At 66.6% G+C, this 21120-nt stretch carries 25 protein-coding genes; 12 read left to right on the top strand and 13 right to left on the bottom strand.

Annotated features, from left to right (window positions below; genetic code table 11):
- Window positions 1-693: CoA transferase (locus tag A5691_RS05950; RefSeq protein WP_197696011.1), on the top strand; the 693-nt coding region annotated here is incomplete at its 5' end.
- 7 nt (window positions 694-700) lie between these two features.
- Complete coding sequence (locus tag A5691_RS05945; protein ID WP_067891037.1) at window positions 701-1510, top strand: SDR family NAD(P)-dependent oxidoreductase; 810 nt, start codon at window positions 701-703, stop codon at window positions 1508-1510.
- Here the strand turns inward: A5691_RS05945 and A5691_RS05940 are convergent.
- The 3 genes from A5691_RS05940 to A5691_RS05930 form a co-directional block, all read right to left on the bottom strand.
- Window positions 1507-2337 carry an SDR family NAD(P)-dependent oxidoreductase gene (locus A5691_RS05940; protein ID WP_067759635.1) on the bottom strand — a complete coding sequence of 277 codons (831 nt, stop codon included), beginning with the start codon at window positions 2335-2337 and terminating at the stop codon, window positions 1507-1509. The two genes, A5691_RS05945 and A5691_RS05940, sit on opposite strands and share 4 nt — an antisense overlap.
- Before the next feature lie 11 nt (window positions 2338-2348).
- Complete coding sequence (locus A5691_RS05935) at window positions 2349-3197, bottom strand: mycofactocin-coupled SDR family oxidoreductase (protein WP_067781469.1); 849 nt, start codon at window positions 3195-3197, stop codon at window positions 2349-2351.
- 229 nt (window positions 3198-3426) lie between these two features.
- On the bottom strand, window positions 3427-4077 hold the full coding sequence (locus A5691_RS05930) for a TetR/AcrR family transcriptional regulator (protein WP_067759625.1): 651 nt from the start codon (window positions 4075-4077) through the stop codon (window positions 3427-3429).
- 242 nt (window positions 4078-4319) lie between these two features.
- On the opposite strand from A5691_RS05930, the gene A5691_RS05925 reads away from it, so the two are divergent.
- Window positions 4320-5495 carry an acyl-CoA dehydrogenase family protein gene (locus A5691_RS05925; protein WP_067891041.1) on the top strand — a complete coding sequence of 392 codons (1176 nt, stop codon included), beginning with the start codon at window positions 4320-4322 and terminating at the stop codon, window positions 5493-5495.
- Here A5691_RS05925 and A5691_RS05920 read toward each other — a convergent pair.
- The 8 genes from A5691_RS05920 to A5691_RS05885 all read right to left on the bottom strand — a co-directional run bounded on the left by A5691_RS05920 (window position 5492) and on the right by A5691_RS05885 (window position 11600).
- Window positions 5492-5755 carry a DUF4190 domain-containing protein gene (locus tag A5691_RS05920; protein WP_067759618.1) on the bottom strand — a complete coding sequence of 88 codons (264 nt, stop codon included), beginning with the start codon at window positions 5753-5755 and terminating at the stop codon, window positions 5492-5494. The genes A5691_RS05925 and A5691_RS05920 overlap by 4 nt on opposite strands.
- Window positions 5756-5898: 143 nt before the next feature.
- Complete coding sequence (locus A5691_RS05915; RefSeq protein ID WP_067891057.1) at window positions 5899-6708, bottom strand: acyl-CoA dehydrogenase family protein; 810 nt, start codon at window positions 6706-6708, stop codon at window positions 5899-5901.
- 12 nt (window positions 6709-6720) lie between these two features.
- The gene (locus A5691_RS05910) at window positions 6721-7818 is read right to left on the bottom strand and encodes an acyl-CoA dehydrogenase family protein (RefSeq protein ID WP_067891045.1); all 1098 of its coding nucleotides are present in this window, start codon (window positions 7816-7818) and stop codon (window positions 6721-6723) included.
- Window positions 7815-8249 carry a nuclear transport factor 2 family protein gene (locus A5691_RS05905; protein WP_067891048.1) on the bottom strand — a complete coding sequence of 145 codons (435 nt, stop codon included), beginning with the start codon at window positions 8247-8249 and terminating at the stop codon, window positions 7815-7817. The genes A5691_RS05910 and A5691_RS05905 overlap by 4 nt, the downstream gene beginning before the upstream one ends.
- Window positions 8221-9453, bottom strand: a complete 1233-nt coding sequence (locus tag A5691_RS05900) for an amidohydrolase family protein (RefSeq protein ID WP_067758384.1) — start codon at window positions 9451-9453, stop codon at window positions 8221-8223. The genes A5691_RS05905 and A5691_RS05900 overlap by 29 nt, the downstream gene beginning before the upstream one ends.
- Window positions 9454-9456: 3 nt before the next feature.
- Window positions 9457-9789: a hypothetical protein gene (locus A5691_RS05895; RefSeq protein WP_067758387.1), complete on the bottom strand. Its 333-nt coding sequence runs from the start codon at window positions 9787-9789 to the stop codon at window positions 9457-9459.
- Window positions 9764-11050, bottom strand: a complete 1287-nt coding sequence (locus tag A5691_RS05890; RefSeq protein WP_068018537.1) for an aromatic ring-hydroxylating dioxygenase subunit alpha — start codon at window positions 11048-11050, stop codon at window positions 9764-9766. Before A5691_RS05890 ends, A5691_RS05895 begins: the two co-directional genes overlap by 26 nt.
- Before the next feature lie 13 nt (window positions 11051-11063).
- The gene (locus A5691_RS05885; RefSeq protein WP_067758393.1) at window positions 11064-11600 is read right to left on the bottom strand and encodes a carboxymuconolactone decarboxylase family protein; all 537 of its coding nucleotides are present in this window, start codon (window positions 11598-11600) and stop codon (window positions 11064-11066) included.
- Between the two features lie 434 nt (window positions 11601-12034).
- Between A5691_RS05885 and A5691_RS05880 the strand changes: the two genes are divergently transcribed.
- From A5691_RS05880 to A5691_RS05840, 9 genes are all read left to right on the top strand, one after another.
- Complete coding sequence (locus tag A5691_RS05880) at window positions 12035-13333, top strand: amidohydrolase family protein (protein WP_067778518.1); 1299 nt, start codon at window positions 12035-12037, stop codon at window positions 13331-13333.
- Between the two features lie 109 nt (window positions 13334-13442).
- Entirely contained in the window at window positions 13443-14609 is a 1167-nt protein-coding gene (locus A5691_RS05875) for an acyl-CoA dehydrogenase family protein (protein WP_067778515.1), read from the top strand.
- A complete protein-coding gene (locus tag A5691_RS05870; RefSeq protein WP_067778513.1) occupies window positions 14606-15415 on the top strand; it encodes an enoyl-CoA hydratase/isomerase family protein in 810 nt (269 codons plus the stop codon). Before A5691_RS05875 ends, A5691_RS05870 begins: the two co-directional genes overlap by 4 nt.
- A gap of 4 nt (window positions 15416-15419) precedes the next feature.
- Complete coding sequence (locus tag A5691_RS05865) at window positions 15420-16568, top strand: thiolase family protein (protein WP_067758413.1); 1149 nt, start codon at window positions 15420-15422, stop codon at window positions 16566-16568.
- 118 nt (window positions 16569-16686) lie between these two features.
- Window positions 16687-17280 (top strand): TetR/AcrR family transcriptional regulator, encoded by a 594-nt coding sequence (locus A5691_RS05860; RefSeq protein ID WP_067758417.1) that lies wholly within the window; start codon window positions 16687-16689, stop codon window positions 17278-17280.
- 17 nt (window positions 17281-17297) lie between these two features.
- Window positions 17298-17813, top strand: a complete 516-nt coding sequence (locus A5691_RS05855; protein ID WP_067758420.1) for a hypothetical protein — start codon at window positions 17298-17300, stop codon at window positions 17811-17813.
- Between the two features lie 122 nt (window positions 17814-17935).
- A complete protein-coding gene (locus A5691_RS05850) occupies window positions 17936-19207 on the top strand; it encodes a cytochrome P450 (RefSeq protein WP_067758423.1) in 1272 nt (423 codons plus the stop codon).
- Window positions 19204-19392, top strand: coding sequence for a ferredoxin (locus A5691_RS05845; RefSeq protein WP_067758425.1), 189 nt, complete (start codon window positions 19204-19206; stop codon window positions 19390-19392). Before A5691_RS05850 ends, A5691_RS05845 begins: the two co-directional genes overlap by 4 nt.
- 69 nt (window positions 19393-19461) lie before the next feature.
- Entirely contained in the window at window positions 19462-19695 is a 234-nt protein-coding gene (locus tag A5691_RS05840; protein WP_231969117.1) for a DUF1330 domain-containing protein, read from the top strand.
- A gap of 3 nt (window positions 19696-19698) precedes the next feature.
- On the opposite strand, the gene A5691_RS05835 is transcribed toward A5691_RS05840, so the two are convergent.
- Together A5691_RS05835 and A5691_RS05830 are read right to left on the bottom strand one after the other, a co-directional pair.
- On the bottom strand, window positions 19699-19899 hold the full coding sequence (locus tag A5691_RS05835; protein WP_007168596.1) for a ferredoxin: 201 nt from the start codon (window positions 19897-19899) through the stop codon (window positions 19699-19701).
- A gap of 10 nt (window positions 19900-19909) precedes the next feature.
- On the bottom strand, window positions 19910-21115 hold the full coding sequence (locus A5691_RS05830; protein WP_067758435.1) for a cytochrome P450: 1206 nt from the start codon (window positions 21113-21115) through the stop codon (window positions 19910-19912).
- Window positions 21116-21120: the final 5 nt, after the last annotated feature.

Genomic DNA, 21120 nt, shown 5'->3' with positions numbered 1-21120 from the left:
CTGCTGGCGCTCTCGCACAGGCGGCGCACCGGCCGGGGCGTGTTCGTCGAAGCGGCGATGGTCGACGCCGCGCTCAGCATCGCCGCCGAGCAACTCATCGAATACTCCGCCTACGGGGCGCTGCTGGAACGCGACGGCAACCGGGGGCCCAGGGCCGCGCCGCAAAACCTCTATCGCAGCGCCGATGTCGATGAGTTCGGCCGGTCCGACAGCTGGGTAGCGATCGCGGTGAACACCGACGAGCAGTGGGAGGCCCTGAGCGCGGCGATCGGGTCTCCTTCCTGGGCAACGGACCCCACGCTGGCCACCGCCGGCGGTCGCAAGGAGCGGCACGCCGACATCGACGCGCGGTTGTCGGCGTGGTGTGGGTGCCGCGGCGGTGACGAGATCGTCGCAACCCTGTGGGACGCCGGCGTTCCGGTGGCCAAGGTCATGCAACCGCACCGCCAGACCGAACTCGATCAGCTGACATTCCGCGGGTTCTTCGAGGAAGTCGACCACCCGGTCAACGGTCCGGCTAGGCTCAGCACCGTGCCGATCAGGTCGTCCGGCGGGCCCTCGAAGTTCCACACCCAGCACGCGCCGCTGCTCGGGCAGCACAATCACGAATTGCTGGCCGAACTCGGATTGAGCGACGCGGAGATCGCCCAGTTGGCGGCCGACGGCGTCATCGGCCACGAACCGGCGATGTGACACGGCGATGGCGATCGATCCCTCGGACATCATGCTCACCGGCCGCGTGGCGGTGGTCACCGGCGGGGGAGCGGGCATCGGCCGTGGCGTCGCGGCCGGGCTTACCGCGTTCGGCGCGTCGGTCGCGATCTGGGAACGTGACCCGCAGACCTGCGTCGACTCCGCGGAATCCATTGGTGCCCTTGGCATCGCGATTGACGTACGGGACAGCGCCCAGGTCGACGACGCGCTGCGGCGCACGAACGCAGAGCTCGGCGTCCCTTCCATCCTGGTGAACAACGCCGGAGGGGTGTTTTCCGCACCGCTGCTGGAAACGAGTGAGAACGGCTGGGATGCGCTGTACCGGGCCAACCTGCGCCACGTGCTGCTGTGCACCCAGCGCGTCGCGAGACAGCTGGTGTCCGCGGGCCAGGGCGGCAGCATCATCTCGGTGACGTCAATCGAGGGGGTGCGCGCCGCGCCGGGCTACGCGGCCTACGCGGCGGCCAAGGCGGGGGTCATCAACTACACCCAGACCGCGGCGCTGGAACTGGCGCCACACGGCATCCGGGTCAATGCGATCGCGCCCGACATCACGCTCACCGAGGGGCTGGCACAGCTGGGCGGCGAGGCGGCCCTGGCCGGAATCGGCCACGTCGTGCCGCTGGGGCGTGCCGGCCATGTCGACGAGATCGCCAGTGTCGCAGTGTTCCTGGCCTCCGACATGTCGGCCTACCTGACCGGGCAGACCCTGCACGTCGACGGCGGCACCCACGCGGCGAGCGGCTGGTACCACGACCCGCAGACGGGGAATTACCGGCTCGGTCCGTCCGGTTAGTGGTTCCACCCTTCGGCGGCTTGGTCTTCGAAGGTGCGGTCGATGCGCTCGAACCTGCGGCGGACCGACGCGCGGGCGGCCTCGTGCGGCAGCACATACAGGCGGTTGGCCAGGATCGCGTCGGCCGTCAGTCGGGCGACGTCTTCAACGCCGACGCCCTCGTCCTGAGTTGGTAACGTCCCGTCCGCGGCCTTCGGCGAAGACGACAGCCCGTAATCCGCGCCGCGGATCCGTTCGGAGTTGGAGACCAGCTTCGTCTCCACGACCATCGGGCAGAGCACCGATACGCCGATGCCACTGTCTTTTACTTCGCGGGCGAGCGTCTCGGCCAGGCCGACCACCCCGTATTTGGCGACGCCGTACGCCCCGAGGCCGGCGTTGGGAACCAGGCCGGCGAAGGATGCGGTGAAGGCGATGTGTCCGCCCGTGCCCTGTTCGAGCAGCCTCGGCAAGAACGCCTCGACGGCGTGGATGTTGCCCCACAGGTCGATGTCGATGACCCATCGCCAGTCGTCGTGGGTCATCTGCGCGATCGGACCGGCAACCACGATGCCGGCGTTGCTGAAGACGACGTCGACGCGGCCGAGCAGTCGGAAAGATTCTTTCGCGAGGTGAACCATCTCATGGAGATGCCGGACGTCGCACACCACGCCGTGCGCGTCGAATCCCTGGGCGCGCAGGTGGTTTACCGCCTGCTCCAGGCCTGGTTTATCGACATCGGAGAGCACCACGCGGGCGCCCCGGCGGGCGAATTCGGTGGCGGTGGCCAAGCCGATACCACTCGCCCCGCCGGTGACGACCGTTCCGCGACCTTCAAACCCGTCCATGGGACGGAACTCTATTTCAAGCAGCTACCCGCATCGATGGGCAGGGTCACGCCGGTGATGTACCGGGATTCGTCGGAGGCGAAGAACAGCACCGCATTGCTGACGTCGACCGGCTCCACCCACGGAATCGGCAGGATGTGGAACATCTGGCAGATCGGCGCCATGTCGTCGGGACCGGGGTTCTCCAGGTCCGGGCGGAACATCTTGAAGGTGCCATCGTTGTGCAACATCGGCGTCTTGACGTGGGTCGGGTGCACCGAGTTGACCCGAATCATGTGTTGCCCCAACTCGACTCCGAAGGCACGCATCAACCCGACGACACCGTGCTTGGCGGCGACGTAGTGGCCGGTATGAGGGTAGGCCTTCAGCCCGCCGACCGAGCTGGTCAGGATGATCGAACCACCTCTGCCGCCCGACAATAGATGCGGCACACCGGCTTTCACGGTCTTCCACACGCCGGCCAAGTTGATGTCGATCATCTCGGTCCAGTCTTCTTCGCTGGTCTTGTCCAAAGTGTCGCCACCGTTACCGATTCCGGCGTTGGCCACGATGATGTCCAGCCGGCCGAGTTGTTCCACACCGCTGTCCACCGCTGCTTTCAGCGCGCCGAAGTCACGGACGTCGACTTCGGCGGTGAAAATCCTGCGGTTGTGTCCCTTGACCAGGTCCGCCGTCTCTGCGAGGTCCTCGGGCGTCGAGGCCGGGATCGCGGTGTCCGTCACGCCCTCGCGGATGGGCTTACAGATGTCGATGGCGATGATGTCGGCACCCTCTTGCGCCAACCGCACCGCGTGGCTGCGGCCCTGACCGCGTGCCGCTCCAGTGACGAAAGCGACCTTGCCCTCAACACGTCCGGTCATGGCTATCTCAACTCCTGACTATTGATCGCACGCCTCGGCGCAGAGCAACCGGGACCGCGTCCCCCGGGCTCGCGGGTCTCGCCGCCTTTTGCACTCTGTCACCACCGGTCATAGGTGTCAACGCCGAATCCGTTTTGGCTATTTGTGGTTCTAAATATTAGAGAATCCGATTCTCGAAGCAAATGAGGTGCGGTATTTGATCAGTTCTCGCGGGAAGGCGGGGCCGCTGCTAGCCGACGAAGCCGCGCGAGCAGAAATCCCATACCTCTTCGCTGGTGATGGGGTGGATGGTCGCGTCGTCGGAGCCCCCGCTGGATTGCGCGATGAACATGACCGTTTGCATGGTCATAGCGGCCATGCGCTTCGCGTTCACGCCCGCCCGCAGCTCTCCGGCGTCGTAGGCCGCTTCCATCAGCTCGGTCAGCAAAGCCAGCAGGGGGGCATGGGCCACCTTCACCTCGGCCGGATGTGTGACCAGCAACCGCGGAGCAAAATCGGTGAACAGCGGCCGCTTGGCCGTCGGATCCGGGCGAGAGGCCTCGTAGAGGAGTTGGACGGCGACCTTGAGTCGTTCCAGGGGATCGGCCTGGCTCTCGGTGGCGGCGCGAATCTGGTCGGCGGACCGACTCAAGGCGTCTTCGAACAGCGCCAGCAGCAGTTCATGCTTGCCATCGAACTGCAGGTAGAAGCTGCGCAACGACTGGCGGGACCGGTCGACGACCTCCTGCACGGTAAAGTCCGTGGAGCCCTTTTCGATGATGATCGCCTGCGCCGCGTCCAGGAAGCGCTGAACGCGTTGCGCGGCACGCAGTTTGGCCGTCTTGATCGACCTCTCGACGGCGCGCTGCTTCCAGGCCGGCTCTTCGCTCGGACTGGTCACGGCCGGCTCAGCTGATTGCCGCGAGGGGAGAACATGATTGGACTCTACCGGAGAACGCCGTGACATCGCTGCGCTCGACCCCCTCACGGATCATGTGTCGGAGATTGTAACTTTCTCGTCACGAGAATACTATTCTCTTAGACGTGTGTATGGAAGCGTAATCATAAGAGCGAACCGCGCCGTCGGCGGAAATCGTGATCTACCGACGCGGGGGAGTGCTCACGACCGTTGCGGGGAGTCGCGTGCAGCTCACCTTTGACTCGGACGTGGAGGCGTTCCGCTCCGAATTCATCGCCTTCCTGGACGCGCATCTGCCCTCCGACGCCGAGGCGTTCGAACGGCCACGCTCCAGCTCGCACGTGCCGGACTGGGCCCGCCGCTGGCAGCGGCTGCTGTTCGACAGCGGGTGGCTGCTCCCCGGAAATCCGCCCGAGTTCGGCGGACGCAACGCCACGCTGCTGCAGCAATACGTGTACTTGGAGGAACTCGGGCGGCGACGCATCTATCAAAGCTTCAACCCGCAGGGCGTGGGCATCATCGCGGCCTCGCTGTTGACCTTCGGCACGCCCGAACAGCAGCACAGGTGGGCGGCGCCGATATTGCGGGCCGAGATCACCGCGTCGCTGGGAATGAGCGAACCGGGGGCGGGCTCGGACCTCGCGTCGCTGAAAACGCGCGCGGTGCTTGACGGCGACCACTTCGTCGTCAACGGGCAGAAGGTGTGGACTTCTGGCGCCCACGACGCCGACGTGTTGCTGACCTTCGTGCGAACCGACCCAAAGGCGCCGAAGCACAAGGGTATTAGCGTGCTGCTGATTCCGACCGATACGCCGGGGGTGGTGCGCCGCCCGTTCGCGTCGATGTGTGACAGCGACGAAGTCGACTTCAATGAGGTGTTTTTCACCGACGCGCGGGTGCCGGCCGAGAATCTGGTGGGCGAACTCAACGGCGGATGGCGGGTGGCGACCGGTTCCCTGGGGCACGAACGCGTGATGCTGTGGATGGGGTACGTCGACCTGCTGCACGAATTGAGCATCGATTTCGCTCCCGCGAGCTCACTTGAGCGGGATCGCTACGCCACCCTGGTGATGGACGCCTACGCGTTGCGCCTACTGGGGTCCGTGGCGTTGTCGCGCGCCGCGCGCGGGGAAGAGGACGTGCCGGCCCAATCGGTCCTCAAGTTGCTGGGCTCCGAAGCCCTGCAACGGGCATCGGAGGACGCGTTGAATGCCGCGCAGACGGACGGGCTGGTGCACCGCGCGGTGACCGCTCCGTTCGCCGCCCTCAACCTCGACAGCCATTACCGCAGCTGGTTCGACCGATACGCGCGCACCTTCGCCGCGACGATCGCCGGCGGCACGTCGGAGATTCAGCGGAACATCATCGCCGAGCGCGTGCTCGGCCTCCCCCGGAATTAGCGGGCGTCCCGCCAGGCGTAGTACCCGATCGCGACCAGCCCGGCGGCGATCGACACGGCGCCTAACACCATGCCCGCCAGTGCGGTTCGGGGATTGCTCGCTTCGCCCCGCTGGACCCGTCTGCGCGCCGCGTCCCCCGTGATCACCGCCGCGATCCCGAAAGGCACCCCGAGCAGCATCCAGCATGTGAGGAGCGCGACCACGCCGACGAGCAGCGAGGCGACGCCCAGCTCGTTTCGAGGAGGCTCGGGCTGACTCATCGCGTCCCATCGTCTCGGTGGCCAGACGAAGTGTACGCGCACCCGTTAGATCACATCCGTCACACAGATTCAGGACCCGCCATTCTGCTCGCCGCACAGCGACAACGGGAGGCTACTACTGGCGATCAGGATTCCGGGGCCGGCTAAAGCTCGGCAAGCCGTGGCGCAAAACCCCTGTCCACCAGAGCCTTTCCGGCATCCCGGGTCAGCTCCCGCGTGTTGCCCAGCAGACCGTCCAGCGTCAGCGACCGTTTGACGTGGTGGTGCAGCGCGTGCTCGGCGGTGAAGCCGACCCCGCCGAGCACCTGCTGGCAGTGCCGGGCGGCGGTCAGCGCCGCCTGGCCGGCGGCGGCCTTCGCCAGCAGCGAGGCAAGGCCGTCGTGATCGTCGGAATGCGTGGCGACATGCAGCGTCGCTTCGGCACCCTGGATCGCGACCAGCGTCTCGGCCAGCCGGTGCCGGATCGCCTGGAAAGAGCTGATGTGACGGCCGAACTGGACGCGGTCCAAAGCGTGCCGGCGCGCCAGCGCCAGCATGGCCCGGCCGGCGCCGACCAACCACCAGCCCAATGCCCGCCTGCCCGCGTCCAGGGCCGGCCGGGTCAACGAGTCCCCATGTGCGACGCGGTGTATCGGCAACAACTCGTCGATCGCCGAACCGGCGACCTCGCCGCGCTCCCAAATCACCCAGGAGCCGCCGGCGAACGGTAGCGGCATGGTGTCGCCGGGCGCGGCGCCGGACTCGCGTAACACCACGTCGTTGAGGACCGGGGCGTGGGCGCCGGTCTCGCCAAGCAGCCGGAATACCAAAGGGACGGCGACATCGGGCATTTCGTCCAGCATGTCCCGCCAGCCCAGGTCGGTCAGCGCCGCATCGAGCTTGACCCCCGACGCGGCCGCCATCGTCGTCCGTAGCGAACCTTCCAGCAGGCGCAGCGACTCGGGATCCGTCATGCCGTCCACGGTTCACTCCTTCCCGAGGTCGAGCAGCCGGCGGGCGATGATATTGCGCTGAATCTCGGCGGTCCCGCCGTAGATGGTGGCCGCGCGTGAGTACAGGTATTCCGCGCGCCACGGTGTGTCGTCGAGTTCGAGCACTCCGGGCAGCAGGTCGCGGACCGTGTCGTAGAGCCGTTGCTCCGCGCCGGCCAGCAGCACCTTGTCGATGGACGTGTCCGGTCCCAGGCGTGCCCCGTCGCGCAGCCGGTACTGGGTGTCGCGGGACCGGCAGCGCAGTGTGTGCAGCGCCAGATACGCCGCGCCCAAGGCGGATTCGCTGGGATCGCTGGCGGCCGACGCCTGCACGATGAGTTCGTCGAAGCGGGAGTACAGGTAGGCGATTCGCTGCCAGAAGCAGGTGGACCGCTCATACGGGAGGAGGTCCATGGCGAGTCGCCAGCCGTCGCCCGGTCGGCCGAGCATCCGGCTGCCAGGGATCACCACGTCGTCGTAGTAGACCTCGCAGAATTCGTCCACGCCGTGCATCGTCCGGAGCGGCCGGATGGTGATGCCGGGCGTGTCGAGGTCGACGAAGAAGGCGGTGATCCCGTCGTGGCCCGGTCCGGTGCGGGTGAGCAGGACGCAGCGCGACGAGAACTGCGCGAAGCTGGTCCACACCTTCTGCCCGTTGACGATCCAGTTGTCGCCTTGCTGCGTCGCACGGGTGGTCAGCGAGGCCAGGTCGCTGCCCGACCCCGGTTCGGAAAAGCCTTGACACCATTGCTCTTCGCCGCTCAGCAGCCGCGGCACCATTTCGGCGGCGAGCTCCGGCGGGGCGTAGTCGATCATCGTGGGTGCGAGCACCTCGAGCATCGAATAGGGGCCGGGTTCGGCGAGGCGGCGACCAACCACCTCCTCGCCCACGATCGCACGCAGCACCGCGGGGCCACCCAATCCACCGACCTCGGCGGGCCAGCCGTAGCGCATCCAATCGGCGTCGTAGAGCGCGCGGCTGACCCGGGCGAACTGCCGCATGTGGCCCTGTAGCGAGTGGTCGGGTCCCGGGGTCAGGTCGTTGTCGTCAAGCCACGATCGCAGGCCCGCCCGGAACTCCTCGACATTCACGGCGCGGGGCGGCCGACGGCGTGCGGGCGCCCGGAGTCGTGCACGCCGCTGCGGCGAATGAACGTCATGGCACGGGTTTTCAGCCGCCACCCGTCCGGGGTGCGGGAGTAGGTGTCGCGGTAGTAGCCGATCCGCATGTCGTGGGTGGCGTGGTCGATGAAGCACAGCGGCTGGGTGCCGCTCGCGGAGTCACCATCGAAGTTCTCGATCAAGGCGGTTCCGGTGAGGAACAATCCCTTCGGGGCGGCGGCGACCAATTCGGGGAACCTGTCCAGCTTGTAGGTTGAGCCGAAGGCGCTGTAGGTGCCGTCTGGGGTGAAGACGCCGATCAGCCCGTCGATGTCCTCTTGAGTGATGGTGACCGCGTAGCGGGCGAGCAGCTGCTGGATCTCGACCAGGTCGTCAATTCGAGTTTGCTGATTTGTCGACATAGACCTTGCCGCCTTTCATGACAAAGCTCACGTGCTGGGTGACGGTGATGTCTTCCAAGGGGTTTCCCGGCACCGCGATGATGTCGGCGAGCTGACCCGCCGCGAGCCGGCCGCGATCGGTCGAGTTGATCAGCTCGGCCGCGGTCACCGTGGCCGCCCGCAGCACCGCCAGCGGCGGCAGCCCCCAGTTGACAAGGGTGACAAGTTCGTCGGCGTTGCGGCCGTGCGGGATCGCGGGCGCGTCGGTGCCCACCGCGATCTTCACGCCCGCCTCGTACGCCGCCACGATCGAGGTGCGCGCCTTCGGGAACATCTCGGCCGCCTTGGCCTGCAGCTCGGGCGGGGCGTGCGAAACGTCCATGGCGTCCCCGTCGGCGAGGCGCCGCGTGCTGACCAGGAAGGTGCCGTGCTCGACCAGGGACGCGATCGCCTCGTCGTCGATCAAGAAGCCGTGCTCGATGCAGTCGATGCCGGCGTCGACGGCATGCTTGACCGCCTCGGCCCCGTGCGTGTGCGCGGCGACGCGCAGCCCGCGCCGGTGCGCCTCGTCAACGATCGCGCGCAGTTCCTCGTCGGAATAGTGTTGTGCGCCAGGCGGACCGGTCAGCGACATCACCCCGCCCGAGCAACAGACCTTGATCAGCTCGGCGCCGTGTTTGATCTGGTAGCGCACGGCCTTGCGAATTTCGTCGATGCCGTTGGCGATGCCCTCTTCGACGGTCAGCTCCAGCGCGTGGGGCGCGAACGCCGCGAACATCGTGGGGTCCAGGTGGCCGCCGGTGGGGGTGATGGCGTGCCCGGCCGGCACGACGCGCGGACCGTCGATCCAGCCCGCGTCGATGGCCTTGCCCAGCGCGACGTCCAACAGGTAGCCGCCGGTCTTGACGAACAGGCCGAGGTTGCGCACGGTGGTGAATCCGGCGCGCAGCGTGCGCCGCGCGTTGCCGACCGCGCGCAACACCCGCGTCGGCGGGTCGTCCTGAACCTGGGACAGGCCGGGCTTTTCGCCGCGGCCGCCCATCAACAGGTTGACCTCCATGTCCATCAGCCCCGGAAGCAGGATCGCCTCGCCGAGGTCGACGAGCTCGCCCTCCGGCTCGCCGCCGACCCGCACGATCCGGTCGCCCTCCACCTGGACGACGCCGGGGGAGACGATCTCGCCGGCGTCGACATCGAGCAGCCCGGCGGCCTTGAGCGTCAACACCGGTCAGATCACCGGCTCCCGGATGCACTCCACCCAGGCCGCGCCGCTGTCGGGCACCCTCGGCTGTTTCCAGGCCTCGATCGGAAACGACACCATGACGAGCGACTGCATCATGTGCATGAGAGCCTTTGCGTCCTCGGGGAGATCGTCGAGTGGGTATCTGTCACAGTAGGCGATCACGTCGTCGAGGCGGGGGAAGGCCACGTCGTAGAAGGCCTGCATCTCGGCCATCGTCGAGGACAGCCGCTTGGCGTAGCGCTCGGGTTCGGTGGCCAGGTCCCAGCCCAAAAAGGGCTCGAGGTCGGCGAATTCAGCGGGCAGCAGCGACGTGGCCATTGTTCTGATACTCCTTGACGTAGTCACCGGTCGTCTTGTGCAGATGACGGATCAAGACTTCCTGGTCGCACAGCAGGAATTCCGTGACGGCCCGCGTGCCGATCATGGTCTGGGTCGCTTCCAGCGTGTTGGCGTCCTGCAGCGCGTACTCCTTGAAGGTCACGGCGGCCAACTCCTGGGCAAGCCGCTCCCGCGCATTGCGCGGCGGGACGAAATACAGCGTGCACTCGAAGATGTGCTTGTCCACGGCGGTCGGCCAGTAGTGGTAGGTCAAATACCAGCCCGGCTCCCAGATCAGCAGCATGAAGTTCGGGTAGAACAGCCACGAATCGATGCCCCACTGCGGCACCCTCTTCACGTTGACGCCCGGTGGCAGGTCGAGGTTTTCGATGATCTCCGGCTTGTCCCATGGGCCGAACAGGCCGCTGCGCAACACCTGGTCCATCGGCTTCACCATGGACATGTCCGGGGGCGGCGCCTGGCCGCCCCACGTCGACTGCAGATTGTGCGGGCCGGCCAACTCGTAGTGCAGCGCCTCATAACCGTACTTCTGGATCTTGGCGGCTTCTTCCTTGGTGTACTGGCCCTGGTGCAGGATCGGCGCGTGGTAGAACTCGACGAACGCGTCGATGAACAGCTTCCAGTTGCTGCCGACCTCGGCGCGGTAGGAGTACGTCTCGGTCATCTCGCCGAAGGGGTAGCCCTCGATGCTCTTGGCCAGTGGCCCGAGGTAGTCGACGAGCGGCGCCGCGTTCTGGTCGAAGTTGATGAATATGAAACCTTCCCACACCTCGCATCGGACCGGCGCCAGGCCGAAGTTGCCCTTGTCGAGGTTGAAGAACTCGTCTTCCTGCTGGACGAAGGTCAGGTCACCGTCGAGGCTGTAGCGCCAGGCGTGGTACTTGCAGGTGAACTGCCGGCAGGTACCGGAGGTCTCCTCGTTCGGGAAGTCGTTCCACACCAACTTGTTTCCGCGGTGGCGGCAGACGTTGTGATACGCCTTGACCGATCCGTCCTTCGTCTTGACGATGATGACCGACGTGCCCTTGCCCGCCGACGGCAGTTCCCGGGTGAAGTAGCTGCCGGTGCGCGGGAGGCGATTGATCCGCCCGACGTTGAGCCAGGTCTTCCTGAAGACGGCGTCGCGTTCGGCGTCGAAGAACGCCGGATCGATCGAGTCGGTGTAATCGACAGGCGCCGTGCCGAGTTCGGGGTAGTTCTCTGTCCAGCTGCCTGCGGCCGGCTTGGGGAAGTGGGGCACCTTTCTACCTCTCTCAGTGGTTCCGATCGGCGTTTTCGAGCTGTACGCCAAAAGTGTTGAAGGCCATGGCCAGCGTGGCGTAGCAGCCGACCGTGAAGACGAAATCCATCCGCTGCCGGTCGTCGAGGCGCTCGCCGAGCGCGGCCCAGGTCTCGTCGGACAGTCGCGATTTGTCGTCAAGTTCGTCGACGGCGGTGATCACCGCGCGATCGAACTCGTCCAAGTCGCCGGCGCTCTCGCCGGCATCACCAACTACGGCGGCGATCTGATCGTCGGTGATTCCCTCGTCCCTGGCCATGCGGGCGTGGTGAGACCACTCGTAGGCGCATTCGCGACGATGCGCCACGCGCAGGATGGCCAGCTCGCGGACGCGCGCCGGCAGCGTGGACGAGGTCAAGAGATGAACGTTGAACCGCAGAAACGCCTTGGCCAGCGCCGGGTGGCGGGCGAGGGTGCTGAGCGCGTTGTTGGCAGCCGGGTCACGCATCGCCGAGAGCGCCTTGTGGGTGGTTTCGTCCCACTGATCGGCCGGCAGCGGCGGCAACCGCATCCGAGCTCTCCTCTCGCCATCCTCCCCGCCACCTCTCGGCCAGGGAGAATCAGATTCTCATTTACAACCAATAGAGTTGCACGAATCGCGCGGCCGGTCAATGCCGGCGGGAGGGGTCTCGCCCGGCCGGGATGCCGCGCGCGCACGCGGCGTCCAAAACGGCTCCCTTCCTGCGAAAATGTCCGCGGCCGCGCGGGGCTCGCCGACAACGAGGCCGGCTACCTCGGCGCGTCCTCGTCCCGGGGCGGGCGGTTTATGGGCGTGTTCCGCCACCGGTGGGGCGGGCGAAAGCCGGTCGTGGCGTCGGCTGGATGTTGATTCTCGCTTGGCGAGAAGATAGTTTTCATTTTAGTGATCTTGGCACGGGACAGCGATTCGCCGAGGCTGCGTGGGAGCGGAACCGGATAGGCGGACCCGACGGAAGGGCAACGGCCATGAACAAAGAAGACATGATCCTGATCAGCGTCGACGACCACACCGTTGAGCCGCCGGACATGTTCAAGAACCACCTGCCGAAGAAGTATCAGGACGACGCGCCGCGGCTGGTGCACAACGCCGACGGTTCGGACATGTGGAAGTTCCGCGACACCGTCATCCCCAACGTCGCGCTCAACGCCGTCGCCGGTCGGCCGAAGGAGGAGTACGGCATCGAGCCGACGGGGCTCGACGAGATCCGGCCGGGTTGTTACAACGTCGACGAGCGCGTCAAGGACATGAACGCCGGCGGCATCCTGGCCTCGATCTGCTTCCCGTCCTTCCCGGGCTTCGCCGGGCGGCTGTTCGCCACCGACGACAACGACTTCTCGATCGCGCTGGTGCAGGCCTACAACGACTGGCACATCGACGAGTGGTGCGGCGCCTATCCCGCGCGCTTCATCCCGATGGCGATCCCGGTGATCTGGGATGCCGAGGCGTGCGCCGCCGAGGTGCGGCGGGTGTCGAAGAAGGGCGTGCACGCGCTGACCTTCACCGAAAACCCGGCCGCGATGGGCTATCCCAGTTTCCACGACGAGTACTGGAACCCGCTGTGGAAAGCGTTGGTGGAGACCGACACCGTGATGAACGTGCACATCGGGTCCTCGGGCCGGTTGGCCATCACCGCGCCGGACGCGCCGATGGACGTGATGATCACGCTGCAGCCGATGAACATCGTGCAGGCCGCCGCCGACCTGTTGTGGTCGCGGCCGATCAAGGAGTACCCGGACCTGAAAATCGCGCTGTCCGAGGGCGGAACGGGCTGGATCCCCTACTTCCTCGAGCGCGCCGACCGGACCTACGAGATGCACTCCGCCTGGACGCACCAGAACTTCAAGGGCAAGCTGCCCAGCGAGGTCTTCCGCGACCACTTCCTGACCTGCTTCATCAGCGATAAGGTGGGCGTGGCGCTACGCAACATGATCGGCATCGACAACATCTGCTGGGAAGCCGACTACCCGCACAGCGACTCGATGTGGCCGGGCGCGCCGGAAGAGCTGTGGGACGTACTGAGCATCAACAACGTTCCCGACGATGAGATCAACAAGATGACGCACGAGAACGCCATGCGCTGGTACTCGTTCGACCCGTTCACGCACATTTCGCGCGAACAGGCGACGGTCGGTGCGCTGCGCAAGGCCGCCGAGGGGCACGACGTGTCCATCAAGGCGAAGGGCCACGACAAGGACAGCCGGGGCGGCTCGTCCTTCGCGGAATTCGCGGCCAACGCGAAGGCCCTCAGCGGCAACAAGGATTAACGGTCCCGTTCCCGGGCGAGCAGACGCAGAATCGCACTGCGCGGGCCGCGATCGTGCGATTCTGCGTCTGCTCGCGCTTGATGGAGGTGCGCCAATGCCCAGCGCCGGAATGAACTTCGAGCTGACCGATGATCAGGAGCTGATCCGCCGGTCCGTCGCCGAGCTGGCGCGCAAGTTCGACGACCAGTACTGGATGGAAAAAGACCAGGCCCACGAATTCCCTTCCGAGTTCTATCAGGCCATCGCCGACGGCGGCTGGCTCGGCATGACGATCCCCGCCGAGTACGGCGGTCACGGCCTCGGGATCACCGAAGCCACCATCCTGCTGGAAGAGGTCGCGAAGTCCGGCGGCGCCATGAACGCCGCCAGCGCGATTCACCTGTCCATCTTCGGCATGCAACCGGTGGTGGTGCACGGCTCCGACGAACTCAAGGCGCGCACGCTGCCCAAGGTCGCCACCGGCGAGGTGCACGTCTGCTTCGGCGTGACCGAACCCGGTGCGGGGCTGGACACCTCGCGCATCACCACCTTCGCCAAACGCGACGGCGACCGCTACATCGTCAACGGCCGCAAGGTGTGGATCTCCAAAGCCATGGAGTCGGACAAGATCCTGCTACTCACCCGCACCCAGAGCTACGAGGAAGTGTCCAAGAAGACCGATGGGATGACGTTGTTCATCACCGACCTCGACCGCAGCAGGGTCGACGTCCGCCCCATCCGCAAGATGGGCCGCAACGCGGTCAGCTCCAACGAATTGTTTATCGACAATCTCGAGGTTCCGGTCGAGGACCGAATCGGCGAGGAGGGCAAGGGATTTCAGTACATCTTGGACGGCCTCAACCCGGAGCGGATGCTGATCGCCGCCGAGGCGCTCGGCATCGGCCGGGTGGCGCTGGACAAGGCGGTGAAATACGGCAACGAGCGTGAGGTCTTCGGCCGGCCCATCGGCATGAACCAGGGCCTGCAATTCCCGCTCGCCGACTCGCTGGCACGCCTCGACGCCGCCGAGTTGATGCTGCGCAAGGCGACCTGGCTGTACGACAACGGCAAACCCTGTGGGCGCGAGGCGAATACCGCGAAATACCTGTGCGCCGACGCCGGCTTCACCGCCGCGGACCGGGCGTTGCAAACCCACGGCGGCATGGGTTACGCGGAGGAGTACCACATCACCCGCTACTTCCGCGAGGCCCGGCTGATGAAGATCGCGCCGGTCAGCCAGGAGATGATCCTGAACTTCCTGGGATCCAACGTGTTGAAACTGCCGAGGAGCTATTGACCGCGCCCGACGAGCACGTGCTGCTGTCCGAGGACCGCGACGGCGTACGCACGCTCACGCTCAACCGCCCGCGCCGCAAGAATGCGATCAACCCCGAACTGTGGATCGCGTTGCGGGACGCGCTGCAGGCCGCCGGCCACGACCGCGGCGTGCGCGCGCTCGTGCTCACCGGCTCCGGCGGCAGCTTCTGCTCCGGTGCGGACATCTCGGTCCCCGACGACATTCATCCGACCTACAAGCTGCAGCGTTTGACCGACGTGGCGCTGGCCCTGCACGAGCTTGCGATGCCGACCATCGCCAAGGTGGCCGGAGTGGCCGTCGGGGCGGGATGGAACCTCGCGCTGGGATGCGACTTCGTCGTGGCAACGCCGGAATCGAAGTTCTGCCAGATCTTTTCCAAGCGTGGTCTGTCGATCGACCTCGGCGGATCGTGGTTGCTGCCCAAACTCGTTGGCCTGCAACAGGCCAAGCGGCTCGCGCTGCTCGCCGAGACGATCGACGCCGAGGAGGCGCACGCGCTGAACTTGGTGACGTGGCTGGTGCCGGCCGCGGAGATCGACGCCTTCGTCGACGATCTCGCCCACCGGCTGGCGGCCGGCCCGCCGATCGCCCTCGCCCACACCAAGGCCCTGCTGAACGAGGGTGCGGACAGCACGTTGCGCGACGCACTGGCCAACGAGGCCCGCGCCCAGGTCGGTAATTTCGCGACGGCCGACGCGTCCGCCGCCTATGCCGCCTTCGCGCAGCGGCGGGAGCCGTCGTTTACTGGCCGGTGGGCGCTATCGAAATCCAAGGAAGCGGAGTAGGGAAATGCGGGAAACAGTCATCGTCGAAGCCGTGCGCACCGCGGTGGGCAAGCGCAACGGCGGCCTGGCCGGGATGCACGCCGCGGACCTGTCGGCCGTCGTCCTCAACGAACTGCTGGAACGCACGGGAGTCGGCCCGGAGATGGTCGACGACGTGATCTGGGGATGTGTGTCCCAGGTCGGCGACCAGTCCAGCAACATCGGCCGCTACGCGGTCCTGGCCGCCGGCTGGCCGGAGACCATCCCCGGGACCACCGTGAACCGCGCGTGCGGCTCGAGCCAGCAGGCGCTCGACTTCGCCGTGCAGGCGGTCATGTCCGGCCAACAGGACGTCGTGGTCGCAGGCGGTGTCGAGGTCATGAGCCGCGTCCCGCTCGGCTCGGCCCGGGCGACCGGCATGCCGTACGGCCCCAAGGTTCTCGCCCGCTACGACGACTTCTCCTTCAACCAGGGCCTGTCGGCGGAGATGATCGCCAAGAAGTGGGGTTTTTCCCGCACCCGGCTCGACGAGTACTCCGCGCAATCCCACGAACGGGCCGCGGCGGCCCAGGACGCCGGCGCGTTCACCGACCAGATCGTGCCGGTGTTCACCGGCGACGACACGGTCGTCGCCGCCGACGAGGGAGTGCGGCGGGGGACCACGGTCGAGAAACTCAGCGGACTCAAGCCCGCCTTCACCGAAGACGGCGTCATCCACGCGGGCAACTCCTCGCAGATCTCCGACGGCGCCGCCGCGCTGCTGGTGACGACCGCGGAGATGGCGGTCGAACTGGGGCTCACCCCGTTGGTGCGGTATCTGGCCGGCGCGGTGACCGGCGCCGATCCCGTCCTCATGCTCACCGGGCCCATCCCTGCGACCGAAAAGGTGCTGAAGAAGGCCGGGGTCCCACTCTCCGAGGTGGGCGCGTTCGAGGTGAACGAGGCCTTCGCGCCGGTGCCGCTCGCCTGGCTCGCCGAGACGGGGGCCGAACCCGAGCGGGTGAACCCGCTCGGCGGCGCCATCGCTCTGGGGCACCCGCTGGGCGCATCCGGGGCCGTGTTGATGACGCGGATGGCGCACCATATGCGCGCCAACGGAATCCGCTACGGGCTGCAGACCATGTGCGAGGGTGGCGGGACCGCCAACGCCACCCTGGTCGAGCTGGTCCGCTAGCGAAGGCGCCGCCGCGCGCCGAAAAAGGTCTCCTGCGTGACCCTTGTCGCAGCGGCCGAACTAACCTACTGTGTGTTCACTAGGTTGGTTCCGCCCGCCGATCGGCCGAAGGAGTCCGGTGCCCGACGCACGGCGTTACGACACGTTGCTCGCCAAAGGTGAGGACCGCAAGCAGCGGATCCTCGACGTCGCGCAACGGCTGCTCACCCGCAACGGCTGGCGCAGCACGACCCTGGCCCAGATCGCCGGCGAGGCCGGGGTCACCCCCGCGGGATTGCTGCATCACTTCGAGTCCAAAGAGCAGCTGCTGCATGCCGTCCTCGACGCCCGCGACCTCGACGACGACCTGCACGCCGACCGGACCGGTGATCTCTTCGCCCAGATCGCGCAGGTCGCCGACCGGTTCAGCCGGGCACCCGAACTCGTCGGAACGTTCACGGTGTTGCTGGTGGAGAACATCCTGCCCGACGCTCCACTGCACGACCGGATGCTGGCCCGGCACCGCGCCGCGACCGACATCGTCGCCGACCTCATCCGCCGCGGGCAGGCCGATGGCCGGTACCGGGCGGACGTCGACCCCGCCGTCAAGGCGGTAGAGATTCTCGCCTTCGTCCACGGAATGGAAACCACATGGTTGCTCGATCCATCGATACCGCTAACCGAGGTGTTCAAGCAGTACGCCGAGACGCTGGCGCGGGACTTCGCCCCGTAGAAGGGCCGCGCGAGGACATGAGATACCGGCTCGACGTGGTCGCGGGCACCGCGGTCGACGTGGTGCGGTTCGCCGGCGGCTGGCTCTTCGACCGGGCGATGGCGGGGTGGGACGTCACCGTGCTGCTGGCCGACCTGGCCGGCCACGCCGACGACCGGCCGCTGGAGATCCTGGGCGCCCGGGTGGTCGACCTCGAAGACGCTTTGGCGTCGGTGGAGTCGCGTCCTCGTCCCCAGGCCCTGGCCGCCGCGGCTGACCTGTTCGGATGCGACTCGCGGGTACGGCAAGGGGTGCTGCAGGCCCTGGACCACGGGGTCACCGAGGTCACGCTGTGGGGGGAGACGTGGCCCGCCGAACTCGACGACAGCGTTGGCCTGGTGCAGCACCGGCTGAGCATGGCCGCCCGCACGTTCAAGGCCCAGGCCCTGGCCGCCGCCGCTCTCCCGGACAGCTCGATCGGTCAGGTCGAAACCTTCCGCAGCGGGCTGCTCGCATGGCCATCGGTGGCCGCCGACCTGATCCCCGCCGGCTGACGGGCAGTCGGCGCCCGCGCCCGCTCCGATGCCCCCTCGTTGACGACCACCAGGCCGTATGGAAATGTAATACTCATCTGCGAGAGGCACGTTCTCACTAGCCGAGATTCAAGGAGCAGGAGATGGCGAACGAATTCTCCGAGTTGGACTTCTTCCGCGGCAGCGAGCTCATCGAGGACCCGTACCCCTACTACGAGGCGCTGCGCCGCCAGTGCCCGGTGACGCGCGAACCCCATCACGACGTCACGATGATCACCGGTTGGGACGAGGCTTGCGCGGTCCTCAACGACGCCGAGACGTGGTCCTCCTGCATCTCGGTGACCGGTCCGTTTCCCGGCTTCCCGGTGCCTCTGGAGGGTGACGACATCACCGAGCTGATCGAAAAGCACCGCGACGAGTTGCCGTTCAGCGACCAGCTGCCCACCCTCGATCCGCCGACCCACACCAACCACCGCTCGCTGCTGATGCGGCTGATCACCCCGAAGCGCCTCAAGGAGAACGAGGACGCCATGTGGGTGCTCGCCGACCAGGTACTCGACACGTTCCTCGCGCCAGGGCACGGCGACTGGATCAAGGGCTTCGCCGGCCCGTTCACGCTGCTGGTCATCGCCGACCTGCTCGGCGTGCCCGAGGAGGATCGCGACAAGTTCGTCAAGGGGATCCGCGACCATTCCGGTGGCGGCGTCGGGGGCACCAAGGGCTCGCTGGCGCACAGCCCGCTGGAATTCCTCTACGGTCTCTTCTCCGACTATGTCCGTGACCGCAGGCGCGAGCCGCGCGACGACGTGCTGACCGGGCTGGCCACCGCCACCTACCCGGACGGCTCGACGCCCGACGTCGAAGACGTGGCCCGCGTCGCCAGCAACGTCTTCTCGGCGGGCCAGGAGACCACCGTCAGGCTGCTTGGCGCGGCCCTGCAGACCCTCGGGGAGCGGCCGGACATTCAGGCTCAGTTGCGCAAGGACCGGAGCCTGATCCCCAACTTCATCGAGGAGTCGTTGCGGCACGAGAGCCCGGTCAAGGGCGACTTCCGATTGAACCGGGTGCCCGCCAACGTCGGGGGCGTCGACCTGCCGGCGGGAACCACCGTGATGGTCGTGCAGGCGGCCGCCAACCGCGACCCCCGCCGGTTCGACGATCCCGCCACCTTCGACCCGGCCCGCAAGAACGCCCGTCAGCACATCTCGTTCGGGCGCGGCATCCACAGTTGCCCCGGCGCCCCGCTGGCCCGCGCCGAAACACGGGTGGCGATCGAGCGCCTGCTCGACCGGACGTCGGATATCCGGATCGACGAGAAGGCGCACGGCCCGGCGAATGACCGCCGCTACCAATACGTTCCGACTTACATCCTGCGCGGCCTGACCGAGCTGCACCTGGAGTTCACGCGGACATGAAAGTCACCGTCGACGACCAGCGCTGCCGCGGCCACGGCGTCTGCACGACGCTGTGCCCAGAAGTCTTCAGCCTCACCGACGACGGCTACGCCGAGGCGATAGCATCCGACGTCCCAACGGAATTCGAAGCGGCCACCCAAGAGGCCATCGAGTGCTGTCCCGAGCAGGCGATCAGCAAAACCTAATCCAGTCAAGGAGATTCAGTGGCGAAAGGGTACGTCATCCTCACGGAAGCCATCAAGGATCCGGAGGGTATGAAGGCCTATGCGCAGGCGGCCGGTTCGGCGATGGCCGGGGCCACCATTCTGGCGGTGGACGCGGCTCCCCAGGTGATCGAGGGCAGCTGGCACGGCGACCAGACCGTCGTGCTGGAATTCGAATCGGTGGACGCGGCCCGCGCGTGGTACGAGTCCGAGGGCTACCAGAAGGCGGCGAAACTTCGGCAGGAAGCGGCGGACTGCAACGCCGTCATCCTTTCCGGATTCTGATCGCTACTCGCCCACAATCGAAATGGCCTGCCGCGGGCACTGACGAACGGCCTCACGAACGTCGTGTTCGTTCTCCGGGGTGACTTCCTCCTGCAAGACGGTCAGCATGTCGTCGTCGCCGAGGAGAAAGATCTCCGGGTTGATGCCCATGCAGACGCCGTTGCTCTCGCAGAGCCCCCAATCGACTTCGATCTTCTTCGTCACCGCAACCCCCTTACCGAAGCACCTTGACGGGCACGTTCTTCCAGCCCGCGACGTTTTGCATGGTTACCCGTTTGCAGCCCGCCCAGTCCACCTCGTAGCGCGGCATGAAGTCGAGGAGCCGCTCGAGCGCGATCCTGCTTTCCATGCGTGCCAGCGCGGCGCCGAGGCAGCTGTGAATCCCATACCCGAGGCCAAGGTGCTGGGCCTCGGTCTGGTCACGCTCGATGTCGAACGTGTCGGCGTCGGTGAAGGCCTCCGGATCGCGGTTGGCTGCCGCGCCACAGAGAAACACCGGCTTGCCCGGAGGGATCACGCCACCGCTGACGTGCGCCTCTTTGAGCGTGTAGCGGACGTTGTACTGCACCGGCCCCTCGTAGCGCAGCAGCTCCTCCACCGCGCCCGGGATCTTGTCGCGATCCTCCTGTAGCTTCTGCCACTGGTCCGGGTGACGGGCGAAGATCACCGCCGCGTTGCCGAGCAGCTTGGTGACGGTCTCGGCGCCCGCTCCGCCCAAAAGGGTCGCGAACCCGCAGATCTCGATGTCGTCGAGCTTGCGTAGCTGGCCGTCCTCGCCCGGGACCTCGGCCGCGATCAGGCGGCTGATCATGTCGTCCTGCGGTTCCTGGCGGCGCTCCTGCACCAGGCTGAAGTAGTACATCGCCGTGTCGATGTTGGCCTGCATGCCGGCTTCGCTGATCTCGATCTGGCCGGGTTCGTGGGACAGGCTGGTGTCGATCCAGTGGCGCACCTGCTGGCGGTATTCCTCCGGAACCCCGGCCATCCTGGTGATGACTTCCACCGGGAACGGCCCGGAGAAGTCCTGGACCACGTCGAAATTCTCCGGGTCGGCGGCGCCCAGGTACTTGTCGATCACCTCGATGACGGTGTCCCGCTGCGATTGGATCGCCCGCGGGGTGAACGCCTTGTTGAGCAGGCTGCGCATGTGGCGATGCTCGGGCGGATCCATGAAGATGATCGACTTCTGCTCGGGCGAGATGCCCCGGCGCACCATCGCCAGGTCGCAGCCGCGTGCCGAGGAATAGGTCTCGAAGTCTTTGAAAGCCGCCGCGACGTCTTCGTGGCGGGTCAACGCGTAGAAATCCTCTTTTTCGTCGTAGTACAGCGGCGCGTCCTCGCGCATCCGTCGATAGATGTCGAACGGATTGTTGTAGTAGTCCTCGGAGTACGGATCGAAGACGACCTTCGGTTTTGTCACTGAAT

It is taken from the genome of Mycobacterium sp. E183 (genome assembly GCF_001667735.1).
Lineage (GTDB): Bacteria > Actinomycetota > Actinomycetes > Mycobacteriales > Mycobacteriaceae > Mycobacterium.
The sequence above is the reverse complement of the archived record's forward strand: the minus strand, read 5'-3'. Positions and strand labels throughout refer to the sequence as shown.

Excerpts from the sequence above, each read along its gene's own strand:
- A5691_RS05880 (WP_067778518.1), top strand. The coding sequence starts at position 12,035 with ATGAACAAAGAAGACATGATCCTGATCAGCGTCGACGACCACACCGTT.
- A5691_RS05885 (WP_067758393.1), bottom strand. The coding sequence starts at position 11,600 with ATGCGGTTGCCGCCGCTGCCGGCCGATCAGTGGGACGAAACCACCCAC.
- A5691_RS05865 (WP_067758413.1), top strand. The coding sequence starts at position 15,420 with ATGCGGGAAACAGTCATCGTCGAAGCCGTGCGCACCGCGGTGGGCAAG.
- A5691_RS05855 (WP_067758420.1), top strand. The coding sequence starts at position 17,298 with ATGAGATACCGGCTCGACGTGGTCGCGGGCACCGCGGTCGACGTGGTG.
- A5691_RS05940 (WP_067759635.1), bottom strand. The coding sequence starts at position 2,337 with ATGGACGGGTTTGAAGGTCGCGGAACGGTCGTCACCGGCGGGGCGAGT.
- A5691_RS05845 (WP_067758425.1), top strand. The coding sequence starts at position 19,204 with ATGAAAGTCACCGTCGACGACCAGCGCTGCCGCGGCCACGGCGTCTGC.
- A5691_RS05905 (WP_067891048.1), bottom strand. The coding sequence starts at position 8,249 with ATGTCGACAAATCAGCAAACTCGAATTGACGACCTGGTCGAGATCCAG.
- A5691_RS05945 (WP_067891037.1), top strand. The coding sequence starts at position 701 with ATGGCGATCGATCCCTCGGACATCATGCTCACCGGCCGCGTGGCGGTG.
- A5691_RS05935 (WP_067781469.1), bottom strand. The coding sequence starts at position 3,197 with ATGACCGGACGTGTTGAGGGCAAGGTCGCTTTCGTCACTGGAGCGGCA.
- A5691_RS05895 (WP_067758387.1), bottom strand. The coding sequence starts at position 9,789 with ATGGCCACGTCGCTGCTGCCCGCTGAATTCGCCGACCTCGAGCCCTTT.
- A5691_RS05850 (WP_067758423.1), top strand. The coding sequence starts at position 17,936 with ATGGCGAACGAATTCTCCGAGTTGGACTTCTTCCGCGGCAGCGAGCTC.
- A5691_RS05875 (WP_067778515.1), top strand. The coding sequence starts at position 13,443 with ATGAACTTCGAGCTGACCGATGATCAGGAGCTGATCCGCCGGTCCGTC.
- A5691_RS05915 (WP_067891057.1), bottom strand. The coding sequence starts at position 6,708 with ATGACGGATCCCGAGTCGCTGCGCCTGCTGGAAGGTTCGCTACGGACG.
- A5691_RS05920 (WP_067759618.1), bottom strand. The coding sequence starts at position 5,755 with ATGAGTCAGCCCGAGCCTCCTCGAAACGAGCTGGGCGTCGCCTCGCTG.
- A5691_RS05840 (WP_231969117.1), top strand. The coding sequence starts at position 19,462 with ATGAAGGCCTATGCGCAGGCGGCCGGTTCGGCGATGGCCGGGGCCACC.